Raw genomic sequence first — 15319 nt, forward strand, 5'->3', positions numbered from 1 at the left:
AGGAAGAATTCATGGCAATCGAAACTTACTTCTCTGAAGAGAAGATTAATGAAAGAATTAAAGAATTAGCTGCTAAGATCGATTCAGACTTTCAAGGAGAGGAAGTTGTCATCATCGGAGTTTTAAATGGTGCTTTCATCTTCGTGGCCGACCTTATTCGCCAAATGCATTCTCCAGTATATTTTGACTTCATTGGAGCAAGCTCTTACAAGGGGACTGAAAGTACTGGAAAGATTTCAATCACCAAAGATATTAAAGTTGATATCAAAGATAAGAATGTCATTCTTGTGGAAGACATTGTCGATACCGGATTAACAATTAGTGAACTCACTAAGATGTTAAAAGAGAGGGGACCTAAGACAATTAAATTAGCGACTCTTCTCCATAAGAAAGTTAAAACACAACACAATGTTGAAATCGATTATCTCGGTTTTGAGATTGAAGATAAATTTGTTATCGGTTACGGGCTTGATTTTGATGGCCGCTACCGAGAGCTTCCGTATATTGGAATTTATAATGGATAATATGATTGCCAAGGCCGAAGGTTCAGTTCGCGTTGACCTTCTTGGTGGAACACTTGATATCGTTCCTCTAAATCAGGTCTTAAGACATACAATAACTCTTAACCTTGCGACTTCTCTTAAGGCGAAGGTTTTGGTTGAAGAGATTGAATTTGAAGGTGTTGAATTTGTTTCAATCGATTACGACTCTGTCACAAGACATTCTAGTGTCGATTTTACATATGAAGATTTTGATAGTGACACTTTTGGGCCACTGTCTTTTCTTGCTCAGATTCTTCATCATTTTAAGTTAACAAGTGGTGTTCGTTTAACGACGGAATCAGGCTCTCCTCCTGGTGCAGGCCTTGGTGGTTCATCATCAATGGGAGTAACCGTTTATAAGGCACTGTGTGATTACGCAGGCGTTGAGTTTCATCGCCAAACTGCGATTAATACAGTTCAAAATATTGAGGCCAAAATTTTAAATAAGGGCCCATGTGGGTATCAGGATTACTATCCTGCGCTTTACGGTGGCGTGCTTGCATTAAAAGCGACAAATAGTTGTATTGAAGTTGAGCAGCTTTACAATGAAGAGTTTAAAAGCTTTGTGGAGTCACACTTAACACTTGTGTATTCGGGACAACTTAGACTTTCGGCCATTAATAATTGGCAAGTTTATAAAGATTTCTTTGATAACCAAAACGGTGTAAGAGAAGGGCTTGGTAAAATTCGTGATCTCACTTTTAGTGCTTACAATGCAATTCGAAATGGTGAGTACGATGACTTCCTTGGCATACTTTGCCAAGAAGGTGCCCAAAGAGAAAAACTTTTCTCAGGTATCGTCACAGATGATATGCGTGAGATCTATAATAAATTACGTGAAAAAGATTTGGTTATTGGAATGAAGGTGTGTGGAGCTGGAGGAGGCGGATGCTTCTTACTTGCACATGGACCTCAGCACAAGGCCCAAGTTTTAAAAGAGCTATCACGTGCAAAAGATATGCAGGTGTTAGAATTTAGTGTCGAGAAACCATTATGAATTTAAGCTTCAATCGTGTTGCAGGACTTTCAATGAAGGGTGGGCGAAGAGATAATTTCTTCTTCTGTCTTCTTGATCACCACGAGGGAAGCGGACGCTGGTTTCTTAAATCGATTCTTCATGTAAAAGACGAAGTTCGCGATGAAGACGCCCAAGATGGAGATGAAATTCTTAATCAGTGGATTGATAAGTATAATCTTGAGCACGTGATTATCGATTTTCCTTTATCAAAACCTCCTTGTCATAATTGTGATCTTAAGTGTCCTGGAGTTGCAAAATGTCCAGTAGGGGATGTAAAGAAGGTTCGTGAAGATATTGCATCGATCTTAGAAATGGATCGAAAGATGGAAGAAGAGAATCCAAAAGAGTATGAACGCAAAAGAAATTTTGAGGATCTCACTCACTTTGATCGCGATACATTTGGAAAAGACTCAAATGATTTTATGCTGTCAAAGTCTTTTAAGAGAAGACTTAAGAAAGGCTTTATCCCTTATTGGAATCGCTCTCTTGATTTTTGGATTTGGTGTTCTTATCACGACCAACTCTTAGAGCTATTTAATACAACATTTGATTCATTTGGAAATACATCGCTCATGATGCTTTCACGCTTTTCTTATATGAAGAGACATTTTCCTCAAGAATGCCAATTCTATGAAGGACATGTGAATCTAATTCTTCTTGAGCTACTTAAGAGTCGTATCATTCTTAAAAAAAATATAGTTAATCTAACGGATCTTGATCTCGGAGTCGAGGCCCGTCTTGATATTGTGAAAAAGATTGAAAATAAATTGGGAATCTTTATTTACGATAACGACTTAGAAGTTATTGTAAAGAACGTAAGGGCCTTTGATTCATTCTTACTTGCTGTTTGTGGACTTCAGAAAGCTAAGGGGCAAGCTCGTAGCATGCCAGATTGGACCCTTCCTCACTTAACAAACTTTATTCTTCCTTCATTTGACTCTCGTGCTTAAATCCCAGTGCGTTAAAGAGTAGTAGTAATCCAGGAATTAAGAACATGGCAATCTTTGGTGTCCCAAGGTTAAAGAGCGCTATCATTGTCATGAGCACACCACCTGTCCAGGCATAGAGTTTGATATAGCCATGAGCAAATTTCTTATTGTAGATACGAAAGATATAAATAATAAAGTGAATGACTAGATAGATACAAATAATAGAGATCACTGTCTGAATCATTAATTGGATAAGTTGATTTTGAAAATTTGGATCTTTAATTCCATCTGCAATGCTTGGGTCAACAAGTCTTAGTGACTGATAAGCAATCTTGAAGCTTTCGTGATAGGTCTTAGGATTAGCGTAAACTAAATAAAGGTAAAGAGCGACAAAGGTATCCGCAACCAAGCATGTCGAAATATTTAGATATTTGAATGTCTTTTTGTTAAACTTAGAAAAAATGTCATTGAGACTTTTATTAGATGTCTTATTTGAATTAGTCATAAGCTAATTATTGGAAATAAAATATGGTTTTACAAGTTGTGTTATTAATTCTTGCTATTGTTATGCTTTACTACGGTGCGGAGTTTGCTCTGGAATCCGCGGAAAAGATTGGATTGGCCCTTGGATTATCACCTCTTGTCATTGGACTTCTTATTGTTGGTTTCGGAACATCTCTTCCGGAGTTCTTTGTTTCTCAGCTGGCAAGTTATCGCGGTGAGCCGGGGATTGCCTTGGGAAATATCGTGGGTTCAAATATTGCAAACCTCTTTCTCATTCTTGGTGTGTCAGGACTTATGGGACGTCTTTTCATCTCTGGGCAAGAGATTAAGAAACAACTTCTACTACATCTAGCACTTACGGCCATTCTTGCAATTGTTCTTCTACAAGATCAAGTTTACTGGTGGGGAAGTGCACTTCTTATTGGGTTTATGGCCTTCTATCTATGGGATACATTTGCTTCAATGAAAAAAGATCGTGCTCACCTTGGAGACCAGAAACAGCCTCAAAGCCAGGAAGAGAAAATTGGGCCAAAAGAGATTATTCATCTTTTTGCAGGCTTCGCTCTTTTATATGGTGGGGGAGAGTTACTTGTTAAGAGTGGAACAGCTGTTGCACTCGAGTTTGGGATCTCAAGCTATGTTATCTCGGCCATCTTTGTTGCCTTTGGAACTTCATTTCCTGAACTTGTTACGGCAATCATGACAAGCAGAAAGGGGAAGAACTCGGATATCATCACGGGAAATATTATTGGTTCAAATATTTTCAATGCGGCCTTCGTTCTGGGGAGTTTAGCATTTTACAAAATTAAAATTGCAGAAAACTTTATACCTGAGATGTCTGCTCTGATATTTGCTGCGCTATTTCTACTTGCGCTTTGTTTTGCTAAAAGATCATTCTATCGCATTGCTGGTGCAGTCTTTTTAAGTTGCTATATCGCCATGGTTCTTTACTGGGTTCGTTAAAGCACAAAGTTCCTTCTAGTTTCTAAGCATGGAAGTGTTAAAATACCCTCTATGAGTTTTAACGTACTAGTGGCCGAACCAGATTTTGAACTTAGTGATATTTATGTCTTGGGAATTGAGAATGCTTTCCAAGGTGTGAATGTTGTTCGTGTTTCTAATTTTAAGGAATTAAAAGCAAAGCTTCAGTCATCTAAAGATTTCAAGCTAATCGTTTCAGATTACTTCCGAGAAGGGGATGAGGATATCTTCTCTTTTTGTGATGCTATCGATTACAATATCCCATCTCTTATCATCACTTCATATACGGAAGCAGAATTTGTTAATTTCGAGAGAGATATTACTTATCACAAGAAAAGAGAGCATCTGCCAAAGCCATTTTCATTTGTTAAATTTGAAACACTCTTAACACAACTAGGTGGGATCTCGACTTTTGTTCAGTCCAGTAGTGCTTATAAGAAGATCAATACTGAATACTTCCTTAGGGGAACGCTGGCCATCTGTGATACTTACGTAAAACTTAGCGATTCTAAATTCGTAAAGGTTATTCACCGCGGAGACACATTTACAATTTCTCAAATTGAAAGCTATCTCGATCGCGATATTAATTACCTCTATATCAACAAAGACGATATTGATGAGTACGTGAAGAAGGCAGGAGAGGTTTCATTTTTAAAGTATGATCCTTCTACTCCAGCTGAACACCTAGATATTGCTCAAAAGTCCATGATGACTCTTAAGCGCCTCGTTGGCCGCTATGGAATTAGCACCGGAACTTCTACTGTTGTCGATAGCTATGTTTCAAATATTTCAAAACTTGCGCAGGGGAGTCTTAAGCTTAAGAGTCTTTTAAAAGAGCGTGAGAATATGACTAATTATCTCTATGACCACTGCTATTTGACGAGCCTCTTTGGCGTCGAGATCTTAAAGCAGCTAGCATGGGGAAAAAAAGATAATATCGAAACCATAATCCGTACATCGGTGTTTCACGATCTTCTTCTTGAAGATGAAAACTTGGCCCGTATTTCTTCCCAAGAAGAGCTACTTAAGGCCGAGCTCTCTGATTATGATAAGAACGTCGTTCTAGGTCATGGGCGCCTCATGAGTGAGATGCTTGAGAAGGAAGGCCTAACTGACCAGAATATGTATGAGATTCTAATCAATCACCATGAAAGGCCAGATGGTTCAGGATTTCCTCGTGGACTTTATGCCAATCAGATCAAGCCACTAACGGCCGTCTTTATTGTTGCTCATGAACTTGCTAAGCAAATAGAGCTGCGCAACTACAACCTCGACGAAAGCCGTACTATTTATCAGTACTTAGCGGATAATTTCGGACGCGATCACTTTGAAAAAATCATCAAAATTGTCGATAAAATCTTAAAATAATGATAGGGTGCATCTTATTATTTACTCGTAAGATCGGAATATTTCGTGGCCACTAAATATATTTTAGGTATTGAAACAAGTTGTGATGACACATCAGTAGCAGTTCTCAAGGGAGATCCTGATAAGATTTCTCATGGTGAAGTTCCTGAAGTGTTGGCCTTTGAGCTATTTTCTCAAGAGCAAATGCTTGCCCAATGGGGTGGGGTTGTGCCGGAGATTGCCTCGCGAAATCACCTTGAAAAACTTGCGCCTCTTATTAAGCAAACGATTGGAAAGGCCGGTGTGAAACTTTCAGATATTGATCTTGTTGGCGTGACAACTTTCCCAGGACTTCTTGGGCCGCTTTTAACAGGACTTAATGCTGCTAAGACAATCTCTCTCTTAAAGAAAGTTGACCTCTTTGCAGTAAACCACCTCTTTGCTCATCTTGAAGCAATTCACCTTACTGAGAAAGTCTCATATCCATACTTAGGACTACTCGTAAGTGGGGGACATAGTCTCTACACGCTTGTAACTGCAAGTGATGAGATTGAAGTTCTTGGCTCAACAATTGATGACGCCGCAGGTGAAGCCTATGACAAGGGTGGAAAGCTTATGGGACTAGGTTACCCAGCTGGCCGTATCATTGACGACCTTGCCAAAGAAGGTGATATCAATCGCTTTGAATTCCCAATAGGCTTAAAAGGTTCAAAAGATTGCAACCTTAGTTTTTCGGGAGTGAAGACATCACTAAGAACATTCCTCGACAAAAACCCACAATACTTAGTTAAGTCACCAGAAGATATCAATCAGGATACTAAAGATATTTGTGCTTCTTACCAGCATGCTATTGTTTCAGCTCTTGCTCTTAAGCTTCGCTACGCTCTCGAGGCCGCAAAAGAGAAGGGATTTAACAACCTTCCAATTGTTGTAGGTGGTGGTGTTGCATGCAATAGCTATCTTAGAAAAGTACTTCAGGAAAAGTATAAGCAAGTACATTTTGTGCAACCGAAATTTTGTACAGACAATGGTGCCATGATCGCAAATTATGCTTTTAGAAACTATAATAGTCGTATTCAATACCCAGACACTCTAAGTATCGATGCGAGATCACGTTTTATTAATAAGAAAGAACATAGGAAGGCCTAATCATGGATGAGTCAAAAACAAAACTACCTTGGGCCAATAAAGATCTCGGTCAGCACTTTTTAAATAATCAAAATATTATTACGAAAATTACAGATGACTTTGCAGATAAGGCCGGAAATATCATTGAAGTCGGGCCAGGCCCAGGAATTTTGACTAAGAATTTGGCCGCCCATAATGAAAACCTTCATGTGGTTGAAAAAGATGAGCGTATGATTGAATATCTTGCGCCAATTGTGAAGGCCGAAAATATCAATTTTACAGATGCTCTGGCATTTGATTTTGAAGCTTTTATTGGAGAAAAGGGGTTAGGGGATAAGACATGGCTTGTGTCAAACTTACCTTATAATATTTCGACTCCACTTCTTCTTAAGTTCTTACAGACTCCGTCTATTAAGTATATGACGCTGATGTTTCAAAAAGAAGTGGCAGATAAGGTCTTTGCCTTTGCTTCAAAGAAGAATTTCATGGGCTCACTAATGGCCTTATCACAAACATATTTTAAGACATCTCTACTTGTTAAAGCGCCTCCAGGTGCCTTTACACCTCCTCCAAAGGTTGACTCAGCTGTTATTAGTTTTGAGCGTCTGGAGAGTCCAGTAATCCCTTTGTCTGAATTTAGTAAATTTGAGAAATTCTTAAGAGCAGTTTTTCAATTTAAGAGAAAACAACTTGGAAAGGTTCTAAAGACTTATGCTCCAGCGGATAAGATTGAACAGGCCCTGGCCAAAATCAATCAGCCTTTGACAGTTAGAGCAGAAGCGCTAAAATTAGAGGACCTTCAAAATTTATATAAGTATTTAAATGAGTAAATAATGGGAAAGAAAATAATAGCCAAGAATAAGAGAGCAAAGTTCGACTATCAGTTACTTGAACTTTACGAAGCAGGAATGTCCTTAGTGGGTACTGAGGTTAAGTCCCTACGTGCGGGAAAGGTCTCGATTGGTGAGGCCCATATTACAATTGATAAGAACGGCGAAGTTTGGGCCAATAATATCAAAATTCCTGAATACGAATTTGGAAATCAATTTAATCACGAAGAGGCGAGAAAGAGAAAGCTACTTTTACATGAAAAAGAGATTGCTGAGATCGCTCACCGTGCAAAGGCCGAAAGGCTAACGATTGTTCCTACAATCATCTACTTTAAAGGCTCACGTGTTAAGCTTGAAATCGCCCTCGCAAAAGGGAAGAAGCTTCATGATAAGAGATCTGATCAGCAGAAAAAAGATGTGGAAAGAAAGCTAAGAAGAGGCGACTACAATAGTTAGTGCGCCATCTTCTTGTACATCTTTTCAAAGTACTCGTCATTTACTCCAGAATAAATTCCATCGCGATCTTTCTTATACCACTCAGGTGATTGGTCACTAGTGTGACAACCAAGACACTTATTCTTAATAGCGGCCTTTGTATGGGCCTTCTTTTGTATCTCGTCTTCAATAGCAAATGGGTGATCTGTAACCATATCGTGACAGTTTAGACACTGGACATTGGCAAATGAGTGTTCCACATTATGCTTTTCATTGGCCTTATCCCAGGCAACACGAATTGATTTAATCTTCTTAGTATCAAGTTTGCGAACTGAAGTCACGCCACTAAAGGCCTTTGTTACGTCCTGCCAGTAGTTGTCTTTGTGGGCCTTAAATTTTGCATCACTTGTTTTTAAATCTTTGAAGTGAACAATATCGTTGTGATTGATATATCCACCTTCTTCATTCATCCCAAGTGAGTGACACTGCATACAGCTAGTTTTATTCTCTTCTTTGGCAATAATAAGCGTTCCAAAAGAGATCGCGTGAGGAGTCTTTGCCCAGTGATCTCCTTGATCAGAGTGACACTCAAGACAGCTCTTAGTGTCTGCGAGCTTCTTGATTCCAGTGTCAGCAAAGCTTAGGCTCTTTTGTTCTTGGTCACGAATCTTATCAAGCTCTTGTTTGTGATTATTGATATAAGTTGTGAATGGATTATTTGGAATCTTCTCTCCTAATTGCTCGCGCATTTCATGGTAAGAGAATTCTTTTTCTAGTTTTTGGGGCCCTGCAGAGAAGGCGACTTCTCCAAGGTAGTGGTTCTTAGAAAGAACTTGCACAATCTGAGTCGTTCCAACGTCAATTGAGTAATTAGTGAAACTTTGTGAGTGTGAGCCAATAATCCAGTCAATGACAGGATAAGCTTCAGCAAACTTCTTATCATAATCAAGCCCAGCATGTGACATAAGAACAAGTTTATGAAGAGGGTTTTTTTCATCAAAGCCCGCTTCTTTAAGTTTTGCTATTGTGTTCTTAAAGTCTTTAACAGGGTTAACAAATAGGTCTCTGTATTCAGACTGTAAGGTTCCTGCGGCCACGATTCCTGTTAGAAAGATTGTACTTTTACCAAAAGTAATCTTAGCAAATTCTTGGTGGGGGAGGGACTTCTTATCTGCTAGGTTTGAAACGAGAACCTTAAAGCTAACTTGCGAAAGAACTTCTTTGTAGAAGTCGAGTCCTGCTGCTAAATCCTGATCACCTGGAATTGTATATTTTAGGCCAAGTTTGTCTAATCCCTTTGCTAGCGAGATTGCCGCAAATTTTTGTGACTTTTCAATATGATTTGGTACGACTGAAGACGGAAAGAGCATATCTCCTGTGTCGATATAGAGATATTGATGGTCCTTTTTAAATTCACTCATAAAGCCCGCTACTTGAGGAAGTCCTCCGAGAGGGAATTGGCGACATCCACATGGATGAGTCTCACCAGAAATTGAGTGAGAAAAGAGGATAGAAAACTTCGGTCCTTCAACTTTTATCTCTTCACTGTCACGGTCCAAGTCAATAATACTTTGGCAAGAAAGAGCAAAGGTTAAGCTGAGGAGTCCTAAAATTCGTTTCATTATTTACATACCTTATTTTTTGTAACTAGCTAATAACTTCTTAGCAGTAGGGACGTGACGACTTTTTGGAAATGACTTTAGCATTTCTTCAAGAGTCACAATGGCCTGTTCTGTTTGTCCTTGTCTCTTAAACGTTCTTGCTAGATAGACTAGTCCATTACCGTTGTAAGCAGAGTTTGGCATTGATGTATAAAGAGTCGAGAAATATGTGACAGCATCGTCATTTCTCTTTTGGATATAAGAAATCATTCCCAGGTTGTGAATGATGCGTCCACGTCTTTTTCCTTTGATTTTACCTTCTTTAAAAAGCTTCTCTAGGATCGGACGAGCTTCACCGTATTTGCCTTTTCCATAAAGAAACATGGCCTGATCATAAGGTGAGCGCTTTTTTGCTTTTGCTAATTCTTTTCGCTTACTTTCTTTTTTTTTTAACAGTGCCAGCACTTCTTTGATGAACTTATCCTGTTCTTCAATCTTTGCAGTAAGTTTTGTTACTTCATCTGTAAGAGCAGTGTTTTGTTCTTCAAGTTTTAGAAGCTTTTGATCAACAGTTTCAAGCTTTTGGTCTTTACCATTTGTGTACTCTTCAAGTTGTCCTTGGAATTGGAGAACACTATCTTGCAGTTCCTGCATCTTTGAAAGAGAGTCTGCATTTAGCTTTTGACTCTGTTGCATTTGAACAGACATTGTATTGATTTTTTGTTCGCGCTCAATTTGTTCTTGTGTTTTACAAGAGGTCATTGAAGCACCCATTAATGTTGTTAATGTAATCGTAGTAAGTAGGGAAGTTTTCTTCATGAGAAATTCTCCGAATAAGATATATTAAATGCTATCGAGAGTTTTCTTACGATATGCCTTGAACTCGGCCTTTTCTGAGAATTGCTTAGAAAGAATGGCGTACTTCTTAGCTTTATTAAAGAATTTTCTCTTGTAGCTTGATTTTGCTTTTAAGTAGTAGAATTCGGCCTTTCGGTAGAGGTTAGGGGCGAGTGTTTGTCCGCCAGCTTCCTTGGCCGCAAGGAAAGCAACCTGTGCATAAGTCATTTCTAACTTCGGGCGTACGGTCGTAAGACCGCAGCTACCCAAAGATAGAAGTAAAATTAAAAATGTGATTTTATTTTTTAATTTTTTCATTTTTTAAAGATTACTTTGCAATAATTACGAAGTTTCCTCTTCTGTTTTGTGACCAAGAATCTTCATTGTGACCAAATGAAATTGGTCTTTCCTTCCCGTAAGAAGTAGTTGAGATTCTAGAAGCATCAACACCAAGAGCTACTAGGTAGTTCTTAATTGCACGTGCACGGTTTTCACCAAGTGCCATGTTGTACTCACGTCCACCTCTTTCATCAGCGTGACCTTCTACTTGTACTTCAACAGAAGTATTTTCTTTTAAGAAGTCAGCGTTTGCTTCAAGAGTTGACTTTGTTGATGAGCTAAGTCCTGAAGAGTTAAATGCGAAATAAACAGTTCTTAGATTACCTGCTTTACCAGAGTCTGAGTCACCATTTACTTCAAGTGAAGCATTGTTGTAATCAACAGATTCTACAGAAGACGAGTCATCAGTTTTTGATGATGAACCACATGAAGTCATTACTAGTGCAGAACCTAAAAGTAATAATGTAAAAAGCTTTTTCATTTGTTCCCCCTTTCCATTTATGTAGAGATTTTATTGTAAATTGGAAAATAGCTATACCTTTAAAGTATATAATAAATTTAGGTGTTTAGATACCGGCAGAAAAGGAGATTTCACTAGACTATTTTGCTCGGTTTACTGAAAACCCATACTTGTTTGTATCTTATTTTTAAAAATGTCCATTTTTCAAAACAAGAAAATTTTCTAATATCTGCCAAGTATTTAAGTAAAGAAAAGGTAAAGTTTGAGAAGAGCTATTTACAATGTGAATCAGTCAAAATAATGTTTATTTGAGGTTATTGAAAAGTCCTTATCTTGTGTGTAAAAGCCTGGCCGCCGTCTTTTCCTGTCTCTGCTTAAGTTGCGGCCAGGCATTTTTCAATCCTCAAAATTTAAATTAAATCTCAAGTTGCTTTAATACTCCTCACAAATTTTAGACGCAAATGAGACTGTTGGTTATACCAATGGCCTGTTTTTTGTGCATTAAGTTAGTCTTTTGATCTTTTAGAAGAAGGGGAGAATATGAGTTCAATCGGAATTAGTAAAAAATTAGTTATTTTATCACTTATGGCCGTTGCTTCACATGCAACATTACCTGATGAGATCGATTATCAAAAGTATTCAAAGCTTTATGATAATTCTAAGACTCAAAGTCAATCAGCGAAATTTAAAGTTGAAGAGCTAAAATCTGAAATCTTAAAGATGACAGAGATGCTTGAAGTAAACACTCATGATCTTGAGTTAACGAAGAAGATCGTTGCCGATGCTACTGCTATGATCGATGAGTTAAGTGGAGAGAGTGAAATTCTCGAAATTAACTTAAGTGAATTAGTTAGAGAGCAGGGGCAGATTGAAGAGATCTTAGCTTCTGTTAAGAAAGAACTTAGTGAAGGTAGGGTTATCATTAATAATAATGAGGCCATGCTAACGTCTTTAAAGAAAAGTGTTGAAGTTGAGCAATCAATCTTAAAAGAAACACTGGCCGAGTTAGAGGCCAATAGTGCCTTAAGTAGAGAGAATCAGGATAAGCTTATTTCTCTAAAGGCAAGAGTGACACTCTTAAGCAAACAAACTGAAAATAAAGCAGTTGAAGTAAAGAGTTTAACGAAAAGTTATAGCAGCGTTCTAAAGAAAGTATCTGCTAATAAGAAAAAACTAGATCTAGTGGTACCAAAGGTGAGACCTCTAGAGTTAGAAATGGAAAAGCTTGATACTTTTATTGTAAGAAAGAGAGAGATCTTTCGTGCTGCAAAGCTTAGAGCAGAAGATATTAATATTGATTATAATGAGCAAACAAGCTCAATTCGTCCTCTACTGAGAAAGAGAGATACAATTCTTTCTAATATCAGTGTCGAAAAGAAAGAATATGCAAAATCACATGTTGCACTAATTAAGTACCAAGAAGTGATGGATTCAATTAAGGTTGAGGCCAGTGCATATAAAGCGGAGATGGAGAGAATCGATGCTGATCATACAATTAAAAAGCATGAGCTAGAAAAAATCGAAATCGACTTACTTCAATTAGGAGATAATCAAACTTCTGAAAGAAAAGTTCTTTTAGCTAAGAAGCTTGAAGTAGAAGGGGAGATTAAAGTTTTAGATGATGAGTATGATGTCATTAAGAGAAAGCTCTCAGTTGTTGAATATAAGCTTAAAGATGGTGGTTTAAAATTAATGCACCTTGAAAAGCAATATGAAAGTGCTGAGAAAAAACTTAGATATCAAGAGTCTCTTCTTGTGGCCGTTGATGAAAGGATCATTAGAGCTGCTCCAAGGTTTAAACAACTTGAAGCTTCTTTAGCAGAAGCAAAGCTTGAGCTAAAGCGCTCACAAGATGATCTTGGTGCCTCGATCACAGAATATGAAGAAGTTAAGCATCAGCTTAGACTTGTAAATGAAGAAATTGAAGTCCTCACTGAAGAGAGAGATGCCCTTAGAAAGAAGGAGCTTCTTGCTAAAGATAAGCTAAGAGTTGCTCAGGTATCTCTTAAAGAATTAAAAGATGACCATCTTAAGACTCAAAATCTATTAGTTGAAACTGAAGTGAACTCTGGCAAACTATCTAGAAATCACACGACTCTTGAAGCAAAGCGTGACTTACAACAGAAGAAGGTTTCTAGTATCAATGATAAGATCTTTGAAACTCAGAAAATGTCTGAAGATGCTCTTAAGAGAAATGAAGAGTTAAATACTATCGCTTCCACTAAAGAAAAGAGAAAGTCTGAGCTGGTGGATGAAATTGTGACAACTCGTTCTCGTCTTAGAACAAACTCTGCTGCTATCGTTGAGAATCAAGCGGAGTTAAAAGCAGGTCAAGAATTTGTTGAAAAGCTTGAAAAAGAAAATGCTGAGCTTACTTTAAGAAAAACAAATACTGAAGAAACACTAATTGTCTCTGAAGCAAGAGCTAATGAGCTAGAGCAAACAACTCAGGATGCTCGTATACAGTATGAAACTCGCCAAAACCTATTTAATGAATATGTTAGTGAATCAAAAGTTCTTGGACAAGTTGATGCAATCACTGATGGTGCAAGTATTGGTTCAGAAACGGCATCTGCTGATGCACTGGCCGATGCAAATAAGTATGGTGGCATGAATGGGCAAAATGTTGGTGAGCTTGATAGCTATCTTGTAGGCCTTGGTGAAGGTCTCGAGCAAGGAAAGATTGATGGTTATAATCAAGGTGTAAATTCACAGGAAGATTATGATCTTGGCCATCATGAAGGTTATGCAATCGGGCTACAGAACGCTAAGAATATTGCTATGGAAGAAGATTTTCATACGGCCTTTACGCAAGCAAAAGAATTGAAAATGTCTGTTCTTCCAAAGAATCATGTTGTTCTGACAAATAAAGTTCAGGAGAAAGGCTTCTTTATGGGATTTGCCGAGATGCCATATCTTGCAAGTCTCGAAGAAGATCATCATTCAGGTGATGATCACTCAGATCACGTACCTTTTGATCTAGGTGATTCAAAAGAAACATATGAAGAAGAGATTGTTCGTATTGAAAATGAAATTGAAGCTCTTACAAGTAATATTGAAGAGATTAAGGGAAGCGCGGAGTATGTTTATACTGCACCGACTAAGATTACTGAAGGGAAGGCCAAGCTTCGTTGTCAAAAAGTTTACAAAGAAGTCGCTGAACTAAGAGCAATCTGTGAAGAGTCTTATCATGAAATCTATGACCAAGAATTCTTAGCTTCACACCGTAAGGTTTACTTTGAAGAGTATGACCAATTATTTGTTGATGCGAGAGAAGAAGCGAGAACAAATGATCACCCTGAGGCCCATAAGCAAGGTCTTGATCGTGGTCACCGTTATGGATTTGGTGATGCAATGGTTGAAGGACAAAGAGTTGCATTTGAAAATGGAAAGAAAGACGGAGCACTCTTAGCTGAAGAGGAGAATCTTGGTGACCTTCGCGAACAAATGGCGATGGAAGGTAAGATGAAAGGGGTGGCCCTTTTTCAAGAACAGGCCGTTGTAAGAGTTGATAAATCAAGAGGTGCCATCTTAACAAGTGGTGATCCTAGAGGACTTGCTCAAGATAGTAATTTTGGAGTTGGACTTGGTCTTGTTAACTTCGGAATGATGGCAAGTGAGAAGGGTGTTATCTCTGCTAAGGTTATCTCAACAAGTGATAACGTAGAGGTCTTTGATAAGAAGGTTAATCTAGCAGAGCTTCCTGCTGAAACTAAGATTGATCTAAAGGACGTTATCTTTGCAAAGATTACTAATAATGCGAAACCTGGTTCTATCGTAACTATGGATATTGAGCTTACTTATCCTGGTGACAGCCTGAAAGATAAGTACACAGAAGTGGCGACTTTCAAATCAGTTGTTCTACCTAATCCAGATATCAGATATGCAGTTGCCTTTGATGAAACTGTTGAATATGGAAAGTGTTGGCTAGTTTGTAAGTATAAATCTCACGATATTAAGTTTCAGCTTAAGGGGATTCGCGACAATATTCCTGGTGAATTCCAAGTAAAACTTGAGGTTCTTGAAGGCGGTAAGTACCTTGAATTAAATGAGACTACTGCAAAAATGCCAGTTCCAGGTCAAGGAAAAATTGAATCAGGTAAGTTTACTTACAAGTTCAAAGAGAAGGCCGGTGGAAAAGAGTTAAAATTCAAAATGGATGTCCTCTATAAGGGGAGCGTACTGCATACCAAAGTTTTCAATGTTAAAGTGAAGTAATGTCAAAAGGGCCCACTTAGTAAAATAGGTGGGCCTTTTTGGCCTTAAATTCTTGTAAATATTTCAAATCATAATGTCATTTTCTTTAAAAAACTTACAATCGCCTCAATAAATTAATTTCTTTTTGAAGCACCCTCAACATTCTCAAAA

The 15319-nt window shown here is 38.1% G+C and carries 14 protein-coding genes; 9 read left to right on the top strand and 5 right to left on the bottom strand.

The features are described from left to right. Window positions 1-11 precede the first annotated feature (11 nt). Genes hpt through ABMA76_RS02345 form a run of 3 tightly spaced genes read left to right on the top strand, consistent with a single transcriptional unit; the run spans window position 12 to window position 2510 of the window. The gene (gene hpt, locus ABMA76_RS02335) at window positions 12-524 is read left to right on the top strand and encodes a hypoxanthine phosphoribosyltransferase (RefSeq protein WP_392908657.1); all 513 of its coding nucleotides are present in this window, start codon (window positions 12-14) and stop codon (window positions 522-524) included. Beyond that, entirely contained in the window at window positions 517-1539 is a 1023-nt protein-coding gene (locus tag ABMA76_RS02340; RefSeq protein ID WP_393060792.1) for a hypothetical protein, read from the top strand. Before hpt ends, ABMA76_RS02340 begins: the two co-directional genes overlap by 8 nt. Continuing rightward, window positions 1536-2510, top strand: coding sequence for a hypothetical protein (locus ABMA76_RS02345; protein ID WP_393060793.1), 975 nt, complete (start codon window positions 1536-1538; stop codon window positions 2508-2510). Before ABMA76_RS02340 ends, ABMA76_RS02345 begins: the two co-directional genes overlap by 4 nt. Here ABMA76_RS02345 and ABMA76_RS02350 read toward each other — a convergent pair. After that, complete coding sequence (locus ABMA76_RS02350) at window positions 2479-2994, bottom strand: hypothetical protein (RefSeq protein WP_393060795.1); 516 nt, start codon at window positions 2992-2994, stop codon at window positions 2479-2481. The genes ABMA76_RS02345 and ABMA76_RS02350 overlap by 32 nt on opposite strands. 23 nt (window positions 2995-3017) lie before the next feature. Between ABMA76_RS02350 and ABMA76_RS02355 the strand changes: the two genes are divergently transcribed. From ABMA76_RS02355 to smpB, 5 genes are read left to right on the top strand one after another with little or no spacing between them, the layout of a single operon-like run. Next, the gene (locus ABMA76_RS02355) at window positions 3018-3956 is read left to right on the top strand and encodes a calcium/sodium antiporter (protein WP_392908665.1); all 939 of its coding nucleotides are present in this window, start codon (window positions 3018-3020) and stop codon (window positions 3954-3956) included. 51 nt (window positions 3957-4007) lie between these two features. Next, window positions 4008-5342: an HD domain-containing phosphohydrolase gene (locus ABMA76_RS02360; RefSeq protein ID WP_392908667.1), complete on the top strand. Its 1335-nt coding sequence runs from the start codon at window positions 4008-4010 to the stop codon at window positions 5340-5342. A gap of 45 nt (window positions 5343-5387) precedes the next feature. Then, the gene (gene tsaD / locus ABMA76_RS02365; protein ID WP_393060797.1) at window positions 5388-6470 is read left to right on the top strand and encodes a tRNA (adenosine(37)-N6)-threonylcarbamoyltransferase complex transferase subunit TsaD; all 1083 of its coding nucleotides are present in this window, start codon (window positions 5388-5390) and stop codon (window positions 6468-6470) included. A 2-nt stretch (window positions 6471-6472) separates the two neighbouring features. Further along, window positions 6473-7279, top strand: a complete 807-nt coding sequence (rsmA, locus tag ABMA76_RS02370; RefSeq protein WP_392908671.1) for a 16S rRNA (adenine(1518)-N(6)/adenine(1519)-N(6))-dimethyltransferase RsmA — start codon at window positions 6473-6475, stop codon at window positions 7277-7279. 3 nt (window positions 7280-7282) lie between these two features. Further along, complete coding sequence (gene smpB / locus ABMA76_RS02375) at window positions 7283-7735, top strand: SsrA-binding protein SmpB (protein ID WP_392908673.1); 453 nt, start codon at window positions 7283-7285, stop codon at window positions 7733-7735. Here the strand turns inward: smpB and ABMA76_RS02380 are convergent. The 4 genes from ABMA76_RS02380 to pal are packed head-to-tail and all read right to left on the bottom strand — an operon-like array spanning window position 7732 to window position 10972. Then, entirely contained in the window at window positions 7732-9336 is a 1605-nt protein-coding gene (locus tag ABMA76_RS02380) for a multiheme c-type cytochrome (protein WP_393060799.1), read from the bottom strand. The two genes, smpB and ABMA76_RS02380, sit on opposite strands and share 4 nt — an antisense overlap. A gap of 12 nt (window positions 9337-9348) precedes the next feature. Next, entirely contained in the window at window positions 9349-10134 is a 786-nt protein-coding gene (locus ABMA76_RS02385) for a tetratricopeptide repeat protein (RefSeq protein WP_392908677.1), read from the bottom strand. Between the two features lie 24 nt (window positions 10135-10158). Beyond that, window positions 10159-10470, bottom strand: a complete 312-nt coding sequence (locus ABMA76_RS02390; protein WP_040314832.1) for a DUF4398 domain-containing protein — start codon at window positions 10468-10470, stop codon at window positions 10159-10161. A gap of 10 nt (window positions 10471-10480) precedes the next feature. Beyond that, window positions 10481-10972 carry a peptidoglycan-associated lipoprotein Pal gene (gene pal, locus ABMA76_RS02395; RefSeq protein WP_392858951.1) on the bottom strand — a complete coding sequence of 164 codons (492 nt, stop codon included), beginning with the start codon at window positions 10970-10972 and terminating at the stop codon, window positions 10481-10483. A gap of 519 nt (window positions 10973-11491) precedes the next feature. On the opposite strand from pal, the gene ABMA76_RS02400 reads away from it, so the two are divergent. Further along, complete coding sequence (locus ABMA76_RS02400; protein WP_392988966.1) at window positions 11492-15169, top strand: hypothetical protein; 3678 nt, start codon at window positions 11492-11494, stop codon at window positions 15167-15169. Window positions 15170-15319: the final 150 nt, after the last annotated feature.

The organism is Halobacteriovorax sp. ZH5_bin.2 (genome assembly GCF_043196375.1).
Taxonomy (GTDB): Bacteria; Bdellovibrionota; Bacteriovoracia; order Bacteriovoracales; family Bacteriovoracaceae; genus Halobacteriovorax_A.

Excerpts from the sequence above, each read along its gene's own strand:
- hpt (WP_392908657.1), top strand. The coding sequence starts at position 12 with ATGGCAATCGAAACTTACTTCTCTGAAGAGAAGATTAATGAAAGAATT.
- ABMA76_RS02340 (WP_393060792.1), top strand. The coding sequence starts at position 517 with ATGGATAATATGATTGCCAAGGCCGAAGGTTCAGTTCGCGTTGACCTT.
- ABMA76_RS02345 (WP_393060793.1), top strand. The coding sequence starts at position 1,536 with ATGAATTTAAGCTTCAATCGTGTTGCAGGACTTTCAATGAAGGGTGGG.
- ABMA76_RS02350 (WP_393060795.1), bottom strand. The coding sequence starts at position 2,994 with ATGACTAATTCAAATAAGACATCTAATAAAAGTCTCAATGACATTTTT.
- ABMA76_RS02355 (WP_392908665.1), top strand. The coding sequence starts at position 3,018 with ATGGTTTTACAAGTTGTGTTATTAATTCTTGCTATTGTTATGCTTTAC.
- ABMA76_RS02360 (WP_392908667.1), top strand. The coding sequence starts at position 4,008 with ATGAGTTTTAACGTACTAGTGGCCGAACCAGATTTTGAACTTAGTGAT.
- rsmA (WP_392908671.1), top strand. The coding sequence starts at position 6,473 with ATGGATGAGTCAAAAACAAAACTACCTTGGGCCAATAAAGATCTCGGT.
- smpB (WP_392908673.1), top strand. The coding sequence starts at position 7,283 with ATGGGAAAGAAAATAATAGCCAAGAATAAGAGAGCAAAGTTCGACTAT.
- ABMA76_RS02380 (WP_393060799.1), bottom strand. The coding sequence starts at position 9,336 with ATGAAACGAATTTTAGGACTCCTCAGCTTAACCTTTGCTCTTTCTTGC.
- ABMA76_RS02385 (WP_392908677.1), bottom strand. The coding sequence starts at position 10,134 with ATGAAGAAAACTTCCCTACTTACTACGATTACATTAACAACATTAATG.
- ABMA76_RS02390 (WP_040314832.1), bottom strand. The coding sequence starts at position 10,470 with ATGAAAAAATTAAAAAATAAAATCACATTTTTAATTTTACTTCTATCT.
- pal (WP_392858951.1), bottom strand. The coding sequence starts at position 10,972 with ATGAAAAAGCTTTTTACATTATTACTTTTAGGTTCTGCACTAGTAATG.
- ABMA76_RS02400 (WP_392988966.1), top strand. The coding sequence starts at position 11,492 with ATGAGTTCAATCGGAATTAGTAAAAAATTAGTTATTTTATCACTTATG.